This window comes from Streptomyces sp. NPDC088707, from assembly GCF_044752725.1.
Classification (GTDB): Bacteria; Actinomycetota; Actinomycetes; order Streptomycetales; family Streptomycetaceae; genus Streptomyces.
Genome location: NZ_JBIVLV010000003.1, coordinates 60,059 through 73,255 on the forward strand (window position 1 = coordinate 60,059; position 13,197 = coordinate 73,255).

Here is a 13,197-nt window from a genome sequence, read left to right on the forward strand (position 1 = left end):
CACCCCCCGGACCCGCCCACGGCCCCCGCAGGCAAGCCCTGTCGGTCCCCGCAGGTAGATTCGATGCTGGACACCCGGCCGTCCGCACCCGGCTGCGTGGCCACCGAACTACGACAGCAGGAGTGATTCGCGTGGATCGTGTCGCGCTGCGCGGCCTCAAGGCCCGAGGCCACCACGGCGTCTTCCCCAAGGAGCGCGAGGAGGGCCAGACCTTCATCGTGGACCTGGTCCTCGGCCTGGACACCCGCCCGGCGGCGGCCGACGACGACCTGGCGAAGACCGTGCACTACGGGATCGTCGCCGAAGAGGTCGTCGACGTCGTCCAGGGCGAGCCCGTCGACCTCATCGAAACGCTCGCCGAGCGCATCGCCCAGCAATGCCTCAGCCACGCCGGGGTACAAGAGGTGGAGGTCGTCGTCCACAAACCGGACGCGCCCATCACCGTGCCGTTCGACGACGTGACCATCACGATCACCCGGAGCCGACGATGAAGCCGATGCAGAGCGACCCCACCGTGCAGCCCGTACCGGCCTCCGTCGTCGCCACCGTCGACGCCGCCGACACGACGCTGTCCAACCCCCGCTGGGCCGTCGTGGCCCTCGGCGCCAACCTCGGCAACCGCCTGGAGACCCTCCAGGGGGCCGTCGACGCCCTCGCGGACACCCCCGGCCTCCGGGTCAAGGCCGTCTCCCCCGTGTACGAGACGGAGCCCTGGGGCGTCGACCCCGAGAGCCAGCCCTCGTACTTCAACGCCGTCGCGCTCGTGAAGACGACACTCCCGCCCTCCTCCCTCCTGGAGCGCGCCCACGCCGTCGAAGAGGCCTTCCACCGCGTCCGCGAGGAGCGCTGGGGCGCCCGCACCATCGACGTCGACATCGTCGCCTACGCCGACGTGGTCTCCGAAGACCCCGTCCTCACCCTCCCGCACCCCCGCGCCCACCAGCGCGCCTTCGTCCTCGCCCCGTGGCACGACGTGGACCCCGAGGCCCAGCTCCCCGGCCACGGCACCGTCGCAGCACTCCTCGCCGGCCTCGGCGACGCGGGCATCGCCCGCCGCGCCGACCTGGAACTCCGTCTGCCCGAGTAGTCGTTACGCTTCGTGGCAGACCGCACAGCGGAGCACCCCGACGACCAGGAGAAGGACACCCGGTGAAACAACTGCGGCTGAAAGTGCTCGCCGGACTGTTCCTCGTGGCCGGCATCCTCTCCTGGGGCGCCGCACGGCTCTGGGACGCGGTCGGCACCCTGCCCAGCGTGCCGATCGCCGCGCCCATCGTCCTCGCCGTGATCGCCGCCGTCCTCACCGCGACCGCCCTCTCCATCCGCGCCCGCCTCAAGGCCCAGCGCGAACGGCGCCCCGGCGCCAAGGGCGTCGAACCCCTGATGGCCGCCCGCGCGGTGGTCTTCGGCCAGGCGAGCGCCCTGGTGGCCGCCCTCGTCGCCGGCATGTACGGCGGCACGGGCGTCTACCTCCTCGGCTCCCTCGACGTCCCCGCCCGCCGCGACCAGGCCCTCTACGCGGCCTTCTCGGTAGCGGCGGGCATCGCCGTCATCGCGGCCGCCCTCTTCCTGGAGCGCGTCTGCAGACTCCCGGAAGACGACGACGAGAGCGGCCCGGACAAGGCCCGGGCCCAGTAGGGGACCTCCCACTCAGCGGCAGAGCGCGTCGAGATCCGCCGAGAAACGCGCGAACTCGGCCTGCGCCTCCCCGACGATCTCCCGAGCACCCCGGCGCGGCGTGGTCGCGTACCGCCCCGCCAGATCGGCCAGGTCCGCATCCGGGCGCGCCTCCCGCTCCACGTACAGAGCGGCCTCCATCGGCCCGTAGCCGTCGGCGAGCACCCACAGGAAGTCGGACAGGTTCCCGGCGACCACACCGCGCTCGCCCTCCGACCCCATGAACACCACGGGCTGCTCGGCAAGCGGCCGGCCCGGCCGCACACACCAGATCGCCGCGAGACCGCCGGTCCCGTCCTGCCCGAAGACGCGGTAGTCACCGCCGTCGAGCGCGTGGTTGCCCGTCCAGTGCCGGAGCCAGTCGGTCGTCTCCTCGGCGGACTCGAAGGCGTCGTACGGCTCGAAGTCGACGCCCTCGCCCTCTTCGCCGTAGTCGAACTCGACCCGGGCGACAGCGGCCAACGCGTCAGGAAAGCGGCGGTCGCCGCCGAACGTCTCGATCACCCGCGCAGGCTAGCCGCCGCCACTGACACCACCGGGCGCCGGCCCGACCCAGGCACTACCAGGGCTCACGCACGAGGTGCCCGTTCACGAGGAAGGTCGGGTACGGGGCGAGCCGGTAGCTGTAGAAGGTGAAGGGTTTCGCCCCCAGAGCGGGGCGGGGACGGACCTCTTGGACCTTGATCCAGGTGAATTCGGGCGGGCGGACGGGGTGGTACTCGGGAGTGAAGGTGCCCCGTGTCCTCCAGCGGTCCGATACGCAGAGCTGTGAGGCCCCATGGGCCTTCGGAGTGAAGCGCGCCCCGATGATGGGGGCGAGTTCGGCCAGGAAGGCAGCATTGGCGCTCGCGATCATGCGCCCGTTCCAGTGCTTGAGACGGCAACCATCACCTTCGATGTAGCCGTCGAGGAAACCTTCGAACGTATCGAGGTCCCGCAGGACGACCCTGGGGAAGCGCTGCCGCATGTGATGAGCGTCCCCGCCTACGTAGTGCCGCAGCGCGTCGGAGAGGTACGAGGAGACCACGCGTACACGGAAACCAGGCAGGTCCCGCTTCAGGTAGCCGGACGGCCGGGTCACAGCCTCAAGGCGGGCGGGGAGCCCAGTGCAGGACGTGAGTGCGGTCGCGTACCGGGCCGCGAAGCGCTCCTCGTTCACGACCAGCGACACGTAGTTCTTGCCCACCGTGCCGTCGGCGCAGGTGGCGCCCACGAGGTAGCCGAACTCGTACCCCGGCCTGATTGCCGGCCGCTCCCGGCGCAGCTTCCGCGCGGGCGTCCAGGCAACCGTCTTCCCTGCCGCGTCCGCCGCGTGCGTCCAGCCGTCCGGCGTGGCCAGCAGCAGGTCGGGACTGGCGGAGAACGTCATGTGGTCCGTGACCACGTCGACGGCGGCACGCGCCTTCACCGCCGCGACGTCCACGACCGTGGTCTGCACCGTCCGGTCCCCGTCCAGCGTCCACAGGGTGCTGCCCGGGACGACGTTCTTCGCCTGGGCACAGCCGCCCACCAGGTTCACCAGCATCTTGCTGGTCAGCCCGTACCCCATACCGGTCCCCTTGATCAGCCATCGGTTCCACTGATCGGGGACGGTAGGGAGCGTGACGGACAGCCCGCTACTAGCGAGCCAATATCAGGGACATGGCCTCAGCGCGTGTACTAGCGTCACGAAGTTGACCACGTACCGCCGAGGTCGTCGTCTTGGCACCCGGCTTGCGGATGCCGCGCACCGACATGCACATGTGCTCGGCCTCGATGACGACGATCGCACCGCGAGCTTCGAGAATCCGCATCAGCGAATCGGCGATCTGCGTCGTCAGACGCTCCTGGACCTGCGGGCGACGCGCGAAGACGTCGACCAAACGCGCCAGCTTCGACAGACCCGTGATCTTGCCGGTCTCGGCCGGAATGTAGCCCACATGAGCCACACCGTGGAACGGGAGCAAATGATGTTCGCAGAAGCTAACGAGCTCGATGTCCTTCACGAGCACCATTTCGTCATGCCCGAGATCAAAAGTAGTGGTCAGGACATCCTCGGGCTCCTGTCGCATTCCACCCAGCAATTCACGATACGCACGCGCAACGCGAGCAGGCGTCTTCTGCAAACCCTCGCGGTCCGGGTCCTCGCCGACCGCGATGAGGAGCTCGCGTACGGCGGCCTCGGCGCGCTTCTCGTCGAACTCGCCGATCGTGCCCTCGCCGTCCAGCGTCACCGGGTCGGTCATCTCTGTGCCTCGTTCCGTCTGACTGATGTGCGCGAAATGCCGCGCCCCCACAGGCTAGAACCTGTGGGGGCGCGGCAGCCATTCCGGGGGTGCGGGACGGTCAGTCCTCCGGGGTGTCCACCGGGGCGATCTCGATGCCCTTCGTGGTGTCGACCGCGGGGGTCGCCGAGCCGTTCGCCGTGTTCGTCAGGGCGAGCTCCTTGGGGGAGAGCACCGGCGGACGCGTGGACGGGGTACGGCGGGAGGAGCCGGTCCAGGCCGGGCGGGCCGGGCGCTTGGTGATGGCGGTGAAGATCTCGGCGATCTCCTCCTTGCCCAGCGTCTCCTTCTCCAGGAGGGCGAGGACCAGGTTGTCGAGGACGTCGCGGTTCTCGACGAGGATCTCCCAGGCCTCGTTGTGCGCGGTCTCGATGAGCTTCTTGACCTCTTCGTCGACCAGCGCCGCGACCTCTTCCGAGTAGTCGCGCTGGTGCGCCATCTCTCGGCCGAGGAAGGGCTCGGTGTTGTCGCCACCGAACTTGATCGCGCCGAGACGCTCGGTCATGCCGTACTGGGTGACCATCGCGCGGGCCGTTGCCGTGGCCTTCTCGATGTCGTTGGCGGCGCCGGTGGTCGGGTCGTGGAAGACCAGTTCCTCCGCCGCACGGCCGCCCAGCATGTACGCCAGCTGGTCGAGCATCTCGTTGCGGGTGGTCGAGTACTTGTCCTCGTCCGGCAGGACCATCGTGTAGCCCAGGGCGCGGCCGCGGGACAGGATGGTGATCTTGTGGACGGGGTCGGAGTTCGGCGAGGCCGCCGCGACGAGGGCGTGGCCGCCCTCGTGGTACGCGGTGATCTTCTTCTCCTTGTCCGACATGATCCGGGTCCGCTTCTGCGGGCCCGCGACCACTCGGTCGATCGCCTCGTCCAGTGCCGCGTTGTCGATCAGCTTCTGGTCGCTGCGGGCGGTGAGGAGTGCCGCCTCGTTGAGGACGTTGGAGAGGTCCGCGCCGGTGAAGCCGGGGGTGCGTCGGGCGACGGCGCCGAGGTCGACGTCCGGTGCGACCGGCTTGCCCTTCTGGTGGACCTTGAGGATCTCCAGACGGCCCTGCATGTCCGGTCGGTCGACGGCGATCTGCCGGTCGAAGCGGCCGGGGCGCAGGAGGGCGGGGTCGAGGATGTCGGGGCGGTTCGTGGCGGCGATCAGGATGACGCCGCCCTTCACGTCGAAGCCGTCCATCTCGACGAGCAGCTGGTTGAGGGTCTGCTCGCGCTCGTCGTGGCCGCCGCCGAGGCCGGCGCCGCGGTGGCGTCCGACGGCGTCGATCTCGTCGACGAAGACGATGGCGGGCGCGTTGGCCTTGGCCTGTTCGAAGAGGTCGCGGACCCGGGAGGCGCCGACGCCGACGAACATCTCGACGAAGTCGGAGCCGGAGATCGAGTAGAACGGCACTCCGGCTTCGCCGGCGACGGCGCGCGCGAGGAGCGTCTTGCCGGTTCCGGGGGGGCCGTAGAGCAGGACGCCCTTGGGGATCTTGGCGCCGACGGCCTGGAACTTGGCCGGCTCCTGGAGGAACTCCTTGATCTCGTGGAGTTCTTCGACGGCCTCGTCCGAGCCGGCGACGTCGGCGAAGGTGGTCTTCGGCGTGTCCTTGGTGATGAGCTTCGCCTTGGACTTGCCGAACTGCATGACGCGGGAGCCGCCGCCCTGCATCTGGTTCATCAGGAAGAGGAAGACGACCACGATGAGGACGAAGGGGAGGAGGGAGAGCAGGATCGAGACGAAGGGCGACTGCTTCGTCGGGGAGACGGTGTAGCCCTTCTCGATCTGCCCGGCCTCGAACTTCTCCTGCAGCTTGTCGGCGACGTCGACGCCCTGGGAGCCGATGTAGCTGGCCTGGACCTTGCTGCTGTTGTCGATCTTCTGACCGTCGACGAGCTCGATCTTGATGATCTGCTCGTCACCGGTGGTGACCTTTGCCTGCTTGACCTGGTTCTTGTCGATCGCCTGGACGACCTTGCCGGTGTCCACCGTCTTGTAGCCCTCGGACGAGCCGACGACCTGCATCAGCACGACCACGGCGAGGACGGCCAGCACGATCCACATGACCGGCCCACGGAAGTATCGCTTCACGTCCATCCATACGGAGCGAGAACGCCCCGTCCCTCCTGCCCGTAGGAAAATGCTGCTGTGAGAGCTGCTGTGTGAAAAAGCTGTTCTTCGGACGGTACCTCAGCATCGTCGCCCGCGGCCGCCTTCCCATGGTTCAACGGGGGGAAGGCGGTGCGGGTTCCCCGTACGGCGCTGGTGTTCAGCCGCCGTAGACGTGCGGGGCGAGCGTGCCGACGAACGGAAGGTTCCGGTACTTCTCGGCGTAGTCGAGGCCGTAGCCGACGACGAACTCGTTGGGGATGTCGAAACCGATCCACTTGACGTCGATCGCGACCTTGGCGGCCTCGGGCTTGCGGAGCAGCGTGCAGACCTCGAGGGAGGCGGGCTCGCGCGAGCCGAGGTTCGACAGGAGCCAGGACAGTGTCAGGCCGGAGTCGATGATGTCCTCGACGATCAGGACGTGCTTGCCCTTGATGTCGGTGTCGAGGTCCTTGAGGATTCTGACGACGCCCGAGGACTGGGTGCCGGCGCCGTAGGAGGACACGGCCATCCAGTCCATGGTGACGGGAGTGGAAAGGGCGCGAGCCAGATCCGCCATCACCATCACCGCGCCCTTGAGGACGCCGACGATGAGCAGGTCCTTGTCCGCGTATTCCGCGTCGATCTTCGCGGCCAGCTCTGCCAGCTTGGCGTCGATCTCTTCCTTGGTGATGAGCACCGACTGGAGGTCGGTGCCCATGTCCTTCTCGTTCACCCGGGTCACTTTCGTTGCAGCGTGCGTCAGCCTTGCCGGATGACCAGTCTGCCACCCTGGCGGCGGGCTTCGACGCGGCCGGGCAGGTTGATGGCCCCTTGGCCGCGCCAGCCGGTGATGAGCCGGTCGACTTCTTCGATGTGGCGGGCGAAGAGGGAGCCGGCGGGTGCGCCCTCGGCGATGACGGCGCGGCGCAGGACGCGGCGGCGTACGGCGGGGGGCAGGCCGTAGAGCTTGGCGCACTCCAGGGCGCCCGCCTCGTCGCGTACGCGGGTCTCGGCGTCGGCGGCCCAGGTGTCGAGGGCGTCGGCGTCGTCGCGGGAGAGTTGGGCCGTTCGGGCGAGGGCTTCGACCACGCCCTTGCCGAGGGCCTTCTCGAGGGCGGGGAGGCCTTCGTGGCGGAGCCTGGAGCGGGTGTAGGCGGGGTCGCTGTTGTGGGGGTCGTCCCAGACGGCGAGTTCCTGTGCGACGCAGGCCTTGCGGACGGTCTGGCGGTCGAGCTGGAGGAAGGGGCGCCGGTAGCGGCCGGAGGCGCCGGAGATCGCGGCCATGCCGGAGAGGGAGCGGATGCCGGAGCCGCGGGCGAGCCCGAGGAGGACGGTTTCCGCTTGGTCGTCGCGGGTGTGGCCGAGGAGGATCGCGGCGGCTCCGTGGCGTTCGGCGGCGGCGTCGAGGGCCGCGTAGCGGGCGTCGCGTGCGGCGGCCTCGGGTCCTCCTTCGCGGCCGACGGTGACGGCGACGGCCTCGGAGGGGGTGAGGCCGAGGGCGGTCATGCGTGCGACGACCTCGCTCGCGCGGGTGTCGGAGCCGTCCTGGAGTCCGTGGTCGACGGTGATGCCGCCGGCGCGCACGGGGAGCTTGCGGGCCTCGAAGGCGAGGGCGGAGGCGAGCGCCATGGAGTCGGCGCCTCCGGAGCAGGCGACGAGCACGAGGGGGGTGTGTGCGTCGTGTGCGGGGGCGGGGTCGGTCTGGTGCTCGGTGAGGACGTCGTGGAGTACGCGGCGGACCGCCAGGCGTATCGCCGCGACCGCAGGATGGGGACCCATGTCCGGTGCCCTTCGTGAATGGGGTGGGGTGCCTCGGTCGGAGTCTTAACGGTCGGAAAGGGGGGTTCGGTCACTCAGAGTGCGTCGATGGTGACAGAAACCCGGCCGTTACCCGAGCATTGCACGCCTCACCCCATGCCCAGGGTCCCTCGGATGGGTGATTGGCGGGGTGTTGCGACGTGTTCCTGTGCCGTGTGCCGCACCAGTCTCAGGAGTCTGCCTTACGGTGCACCCTCGCGATCCAGTCGGCGGGAGCGGCGATCTCGGTCTTGGTGGGGAGTGTGTTGGGCGAGGTCCAGACGCGGTTGAAGCCGTCCATGCCGACCTGGTCGACGACGGCGCGGACGAAGCGCTCGCCGTCGCGGTACTGGCGGAGTTTGGCGTCGAGGCCGAGGAGCTTGCGCAGGGCGAGGTCGAGGCGGGAGGCGCCGCGGGCGCGGCGCTGCTGGAACTTCTCGCGGATCTCGGCGACGGAGGGCACGACCTGGGGTCCGACGCCGTCCATGACGTAGTCGGCGTGGCCTTCGAGGAGGGACATGACGGCGGTGAGGCGGCCGAGGATCTCGCGCTGTTCGGGGGTCTGGACGAGTTCGACGAAGGAGGGGGCGGGTTCGCCCTCCTCGCCTTCGGGGCGGCCGCCGACGAGGGTCTGGGCGGCTTCGCGGAGGCGTTCGACGACGGTGCCGGGGTCGACGTCGGTGGCGGCGAGGAACGACTGGATTTCGCCCTGGAGGTGGTCGCGGAGCCAGGGGACGGCGGTGAACTGGGTGCGGTGGGTCTCCTCGTGGAGGCAGACCCAGAGCCGGAAGTCGTGTGGGTTGACTTCGAGTTCGCGTTCGACGTGGACGATGTTGGGCGCGACGAGGAGGAGGCGTCCGCCGCCGTCGGCGCCGGCGGGGAGGTCGCGGGTGGCGGGGGCGAAGGTCTCGTACTGGCCGAGGATGCGGGAGGCGAGGAACGACAGGAGCATGCCGAGTTCGACGCCGGTGACCTTGCCGCCGACGGCGCCGAGGACGGCGTTGCCGGGGGTGCTGGAGCGGCGTTCCTGCATCTTGCCGAGGAGGGGGGTGAGGAGTTCGCGGAAGCCGGCGACGTTGGCCTTGATCCAGCCGGCCCGGTCGACGACGAGGACGGGTGTGTCGTGGAGTTCCATGCCCTCGGGGATCATCCGGGTGTAGGCCCGGACGTGTTCCTCCGATGCTTTGGCGTGCTTGCGGAGTTCGGCGACGACCTCGCGGGCCTCGTCGCGGCTGACTTCGGGTCCGGGCCGCACGAGGCGGGTCGCGGTCGCGACCGCGAGGTTCCAGTCGACCATCCCGGATGTGCCTGCGCCACCGATGCTCGTCATGCGTCAACCGTACGGTCTCGAAGGCTGTTCGGGGTGGGTTCGGGACGGCTTCGGTGCGGGTCGGGGCGGTGCCGGGGTGGGCGGTGGTCAGTCCTGTGCGGCGAGGGCGGCGGAGAGGCGGTCGAGGGCGGGCTGTGCCTCGTACGGGGAGAGGGTGCTGCCGGCGAGGAACGCGAAGGCGAGGAGGCGTCCGTCGGCGGTGACGACGGTTCCGGCGAGAGTGTTGACGCCTGTCAGGGTGCCGGTCTTGGCGCGGACGAGTCCGGCGCCCTCGGTGGCGGGTGCGGTGTCGAAGCGGTCGGCGAGGGTGCCGGTGAAGCCGCCGACGGGCAGTCCGGTGAGGAGGGGGCGCAGGGCGGGGCGGGCGGGGTCGGCCGCTCGGGTGAGGAGTCCGGTGAGGAGGGCGGCGGAGACGCGGTCGCGGCGGTCGAGTCCGCTGCCGTCGGCGAAGCGGGTGCCGGCGACGGGGAGGCCGAGGCGGGCGAGTTCCTCGCGGACGGCCTGGGCGGCGCCGTCGAAACTCGCGGGCTTCTTGCGGGCGAGGGCGGTCTGCCGGGCGAGGGCTTCGGCGAGGTCGTTGTCGCTGTGGGTGAGGGTGCGCTCGACGAGGTCGGCGAGGGGGGCGGAGTAGGTACGGGCGAGGGGGGCGGCTTTCGGGGTGCGGCCGGGGGCCGGGTCGCCGGTGACCTTGATGCCGGCCGCGGTGAGGTGGGCGGCGAAGGCGGCGGCGGTGTCGCCGGCGGGGTCGCCGGTGCGGGGTGCGGGGCCGCTCTCGCTGTCGTCGAGTCGTCCTTCGTCGGTCATGAGGGCGACGACGGGGGCGAGGTTCTCGTTGGGGCCGATGGGGTGGGTCGAGGGGCCCGGGTAGAGGTTCGTGTCGTAGGTGAGGCGTACGGAGGTGTGGCCGCGCGCGGTGAGGGCGCGGGCGGTGTCGGCCGCGAGGGTTTGGAGGCGGGCCGGGTCGAGTGTGGGGTCGCCGCCGCCGGTGAGGGTGACGGTCCGGCCGTCGGGGGCGACGGTGACGGTGGTGGCGATGCGGTGGTCGGGGCCGAGGGCGGAGAGCGCGGCGGCGGTGGTGGCGATCTTGACCGTGGACGCGGGGGGCATGGGGGTGCGGGCGCCCTCGCCGTACAGCTGTCTGCCGGTGGCGGTGTCGACGACGGAGGCCGTGCGCAGCGGGCCGAGCCCGGGGTCGGCGAGGAGCGGTACGAGGCGGGCGGTGAGGTCCGCGGGGCGGTCGGCGGGGGCCGGGGCGTGCAGGGCGGTGAGGACGCCGGGGGCGCTCGGGGCGGGCGCGGGGCGCTTCGGCGGGGCGGGGGCGGGGGGCGGGGCGTGACGCGCGCCACCCGCCGCCGGGGCGGCGGCGCGGGCCCGCTCGGCCGTACGCTGACCCGAGTCCCACGGACCGGCCGTGGTCACCGCCACGGCGGCCAGGGCCAGTCCGAGGGCGGCGGAGCCCGCCGTGAGCTGCCACATCCTCGGCTCGGGCATTGCTGACCAGCCCCTTTCGCGATCACACACGTGCGTGAGGGACACTTAATCACCGCGCGTCGTCGCGAGCATTCAGTTGTGTTGATTCAGGAGGAGCCACCCGTGGAGTTCGACGTTCTCATCGAGATCCCCAAGGGATCGCGTAACAAGTACGAGGTCGACCACGAGACGGGTCGCATCCGTCTGGACCGTCGTCTGTTCACGTCGACGGCCTACCCGACCGACTACGGGTACGTCGAGAACACCCTGGGTGAGGACGGCGACCCGCTGGACGCGCTCGTCATCCTCGACGAGCCCACCTTCCCGGGCTGCCTGATCAAGTGCCGCGCGATCGGTATGTTCCGCATGACGGACGAGGCGGGCGGCGACGACAAGCTGCTGTGCGTCCCGGCCACGGACCCGCGCATGGAGCACCTGCGGGACATCCACCACGTGGCGGAGTTCGACCGCCTGGAGATCCAGCACTTCTTCGAGGTCTACAAGGACCTGGAGCCGGGCAAGTCGGTCGAGGGCGCCGACTGGGTCGGTCGCGCCGAGGCCGAGGAAGAGATCGAGAAGTCGTACGCGCGTGCCAAGGAGCAGGGCGGTCACTGAGCCGGTTCTGTTCTGAGCGTGTGAAGGCGGTGCACCCGTTGGGTGCACCGCCTTTCGCACATCCGTCGCACGTTCATACTGGAATCCACGGTTCCCGGGAAGTGAGGCGGACAGAGTGGTGGCGGAGCCGGACGGCTCGAAGGACTCCGCGGAGGACTCCGCGGAGGACTCCGCGGAGGTCTCCGCGGAGGTCTCTCCGGGGGCTTCGGAAGGGGCCTCGGGAGATGTTTCGGGGGAGGCTTCTCCGGAGGATCGGAAGCCGGTGTCGGACGAGGCGCGGAGCGCTTTCGTGCCGCCGGTCGGGGTGGAGCAGCCCGCGCCGCCGGAGGAGGAGCACCCGACCTCCGAGTTCGCCCTTCCGCCGGGTCTGACGGCGGAGCCGCCGGCCGAGCAGGAGGGGTCGGCGTTCGCGCCGCCCGCCACGTACACGGCCAGGAACTCGCCGCCCGCCTTCACGCCCGCGTACGGGGTGCCGTTGGTGCGCCTGTCGCAGAACGCGCCGTGGCAGGACCGGATGCGGACGATGCTGCGGCTGCCGGTGGGTGAGCGGCCGGTGCCCGAGGCGCAGCGCAAGGAGGACGAGAGCGGTCCCTCGGTGCCGCGTGTGCTCGACCTGACCCTGCGTATCGGCGAGCTGCTGCTGGCGGGCGGGGAGGGCGCGGAGGACGTCGAGGCGGCGATGTTCGCGATCTGCCGCTCGTACGGTCTCGACCGGGTCGAGCCGACGGTGACGTTCACCCTGTTGTCCGTCACGTACCAGCCGTCGCTGGTGGACGATCCGATCACGGCGAACCGGACGGTACGGCGCCGGGGCACGGACTACACGCGGCTCGCGGCGGTGTACACGCTGCTCGCGGACATCAACGCGCGGGCGCACGAGGTGACGCCCGAGGAGGCGTACGGGCGGCTCGCGGAGATACGGCGCAACCGGCACCCGTATCCGGGCTGGGTCCTGACGGCGGCGGCGGGTGTGCTCGCCGGCGCGGCCTCGGTGCTGCTGGGCGGCGGTCCGACGGTGTTCTTCGTGGCGGCGCTCGGCGCGGTGCTCGGCGACCGGCTGGCGTGGCTGTTCGCCGGGCGCGGGATGCCGGAGTTCTACCAGTTCCTGGTGGCGGCGATGCCGCCGGCGGCGATGGGGGTGCTCCTGACGATGCTGCACGCGGATCTGCGGCCGTCGGCGGTGATCACCGGTGGTCTGTTCGCGCTGATCCCGGGGCGGGCGCTCGTGGCGGCGGTGCAGGACGGTCTGACCGGCTTCTACATCACGGCCTCGGCGCGGCTCCTGGAGGTCGCGTACTTCTTCGTCGCGATCGTGGTGGGCGTGCTGTCGGTGCTGTACATCGCCGTGCAGTTCGACGCGCAGCTGAATCCGGAGGGGGCGCTGCGGGCCGTGGAGCGGCCGGTGACGCAGATCCTGGCGTCGATGGTGCTGTGCGCGACCTTCGCGATCCTGTTGCAGCAGTCGCGGGCGACGGTGCTCTTCGCGACGCTGAACGGCGGGGTGGCGTGGGTGATCTACGCGTCGATAGCGGTGACCGCCGAGGGGTCGACGGTCATGGCGACGGCGGTGGCGGCGGGTCTGGTGGGCCTCTTCGGGCAGCTGATCGCCCGTTACGAGCACACCTCGTCGCTGCCGTACGTGACGGCGGCGATCGGCCCGCTGCTGCCGGGTTCGGCGACGTACTTCGGGGTGCTCGCGATCGCGCAGAACAACCTGGACCAGGGCTTCGCCTCGCTGGCGAAGGCGGCGGCCCTCGCTCTGGCGATCGCGATCGGGGTGAACCTGGGAGGCGAATTGGCCCGGCTCTTCATGCAGGCGCCCGGCGCCGCGGCGGCCCGTCGCGCGGCCAAGCGGACCAGGGGCTTCTAGGGCCCGCGCGGGGCGGACCGCGCGGGGACGGCCGCGTGCATGGACCGGGACGGGCCCGCGTGGGGCCCCGGTCGGGCCAGCGTGAGGGGCCCGGCCGGGG

Annotated in this window: 13 protein-coding genes; 5 read left to right on the top strand and 8 right to left on the bottom strand. The window is 70.7% G+C overall.

Annotation, left to right across the window (positions count from 1 at the left end; all coding sequences use genetic code 11):
* The first annotated feature begins 131 nt into the window (after positions 1-131).
* The 3 genes from folB (at position 132) to ACIP84_RS11030 (ending at position 1,638) form a co-directional block, all read left to right on the top strand.
* On the top strand, positions 132-491 hold the full coding sequence (gene folB, locus ACIP84_RS11020; RefSeq protein WP_017240053.1) for a dihydroneopterin aldolase: 360 nt from the start codon (positions 132-134) through the stop codon (positions 489-491).
* The gene (folK, locus tag ACIP84_RS11025) at positions 488-1,087 is read left to right on the top strand and encodes a 2-amino-4-hydroxy-6-hydroxymethyldihydropteridine diphosphokinase (RefSeq protein WP_401797238.1); all 600 of its coding nucleotides are present in this window, start codon (positions 488-490) and stop codon (positions 1,085-1,087) included. Before folB ends, folK begins: the two co-directional genes overlap by 4 nt.
* 62 nt (positions 1,088-1,149) lie before the next feature.
* A complete protein-coding gene (locus ACIP84_RS11030; RefSeq protein ID WP_355962687.1) occupies positions 1,150-1,638 on the top strand; it encodes a DUF3180 domain-containing protein in 489 nt (162 codons plus the stop codon).
* Between the two features lie 12 nt (positions 1,639-1,650).
* Here the strand turns inward: ACIP84_RS11030 and ACIP84_RS11035 are convergent, their stop codons facing one another.
* The 8 genes from ACIP84_RS11035 to dacB form a co-directional block, all read right to left on the bottom strand.
* Complete coding sequence (locus tag ACIP84_RS11035; RefSeq protein WP_401797242.1) at positions 1,651-2,181, bottom strand: SMI1/KNR4 family protein; 531 nt, start codon at positions 2,179-2,181, stop codon at positions 1,651-1,653.
* 55 nt (positions 2,182-2,236) lie between these two features.
* Positions 2,237-3,226, bottom strand: coding sequence for a hypothetical protein (locus ACIP84_RS11040; RefSeq protein ID WP_401797245.1), 990 nt, complete (start codon positions 3,224-3,226; stop codon positions 2,237-2,239).
* Positions 3,227-3,296: 70 nt separating this feature from the next.
* Positions 3,297-3,902 (bottom strand): GTP cyclohydrolase I FolE, encoded by a 606-nt coding sequence (gene folE / locus ACIP84_RS11045; RefSeq protein WP_401797248.1) that lies wholly within the window; start codon positions 3,900-3,902, stop codon positions 3,297-3,299.
* 100 nt (positions 3,903-4,002) lie between these two features.
* Positions 4,003-6,021 (bottom strand): ATP-dependent zinc metalloprotease FtsH, encoded by a 2,019-nt coding sequence (ftsH, locus tag ACIP84_RS11050; RefSeq protein WP_355962680.1) that lies wholly within the window; start codon positions 6,019-6,021, stop codon positions 4,003-4,005.
* Positions 6,022-6,193: 172 nt separating this feature from the next.
* On the bottom strand, positions 6,194-6,733 hold the full coding sequence (gene hpt / locus ACIP84_RS11055; RefSeq protein ID WP_355962813.1) for a hypoxanthine phosphoribosyltransferase: 540 nt from the start codon (positions 6,731-6,733) through the stop codon (positions 6,194-6,196).
* A gap of 41 nt (positions 6,734-6,774) precedes the next feature.
* Entirely contained in the window at positions 6,775-7,794 is a 1,020-nt protein-coding gene (tilS, locus tag ACIP84_RS11060) for a tRNA lysidine(34) synthetase TilS (protein WP_355962677.1), read from the bottom strand.
* 208 nt (positions 7,795-8,002) lie between these two features.
* Positions 8,003-9,142 carry a zinc-dependent metalloprotease gene (locus ACIP84_RS11065; RefSeq protein ID WP_401797252.1) on the bottom strand — a complete coding sequence of 380 codons (1,140 nt, stop codon included), beginning with the start codon at positions 9,140-9,142 and terminating at the stop codon, positions 8,003-8,005.
* Between the two features lie 87 nt (positions 9,143-9,229).
* On the bottom strand, positions 9,230-10,633 hold the full coding sequence (dacB, locus tag ACIP84_RS11070) for a D-alanyl-D-alanine carboxypeptidase/D-alanyl-D-alanine-endopeptidase (protein ID WP_401797255.1): 1,404 nt from the start codon (positions 10,631-10,633) through the stop codon (positions 9,230-9,232).
* A 102-nt stretch (positions 10,634-10,735) separates the two neighbouring features.
* Between dacB and ACIP84_RS11075 the strand changes: the two genes are divergently transcribed.
* Together ACIP84_RS11075 and ACIP84_RS11080 are read left to right on the top strand one after the other, a co-directional pair.
* A complete protein-coding gene (locus ACIP84_RS11075) occupies positions 10,736-11,227 on the top strand; it encodes an inorganic diphosphatase (RefSeq protein ID WP_024758444.1) in 492 nt (163 codons plus the stop codon).
* A gap of 262 nt (positions 11,228-11,489) precedes the next feature.
* The gene (locus tag ACIP84_RS11080; protein WP_401797258.1) at positions 11,490-13,097 is read left to right on the top strand and encodes a threonine/serine exporter ThrE family protein; all 1,608 of its coding nucleotides are present in this window, start codon (positions 11,490-11,492) and stop codon (positions 13,095-13,097) included.
* Positions 13,098-13,197: the final 100 nt, after the last annotated feature.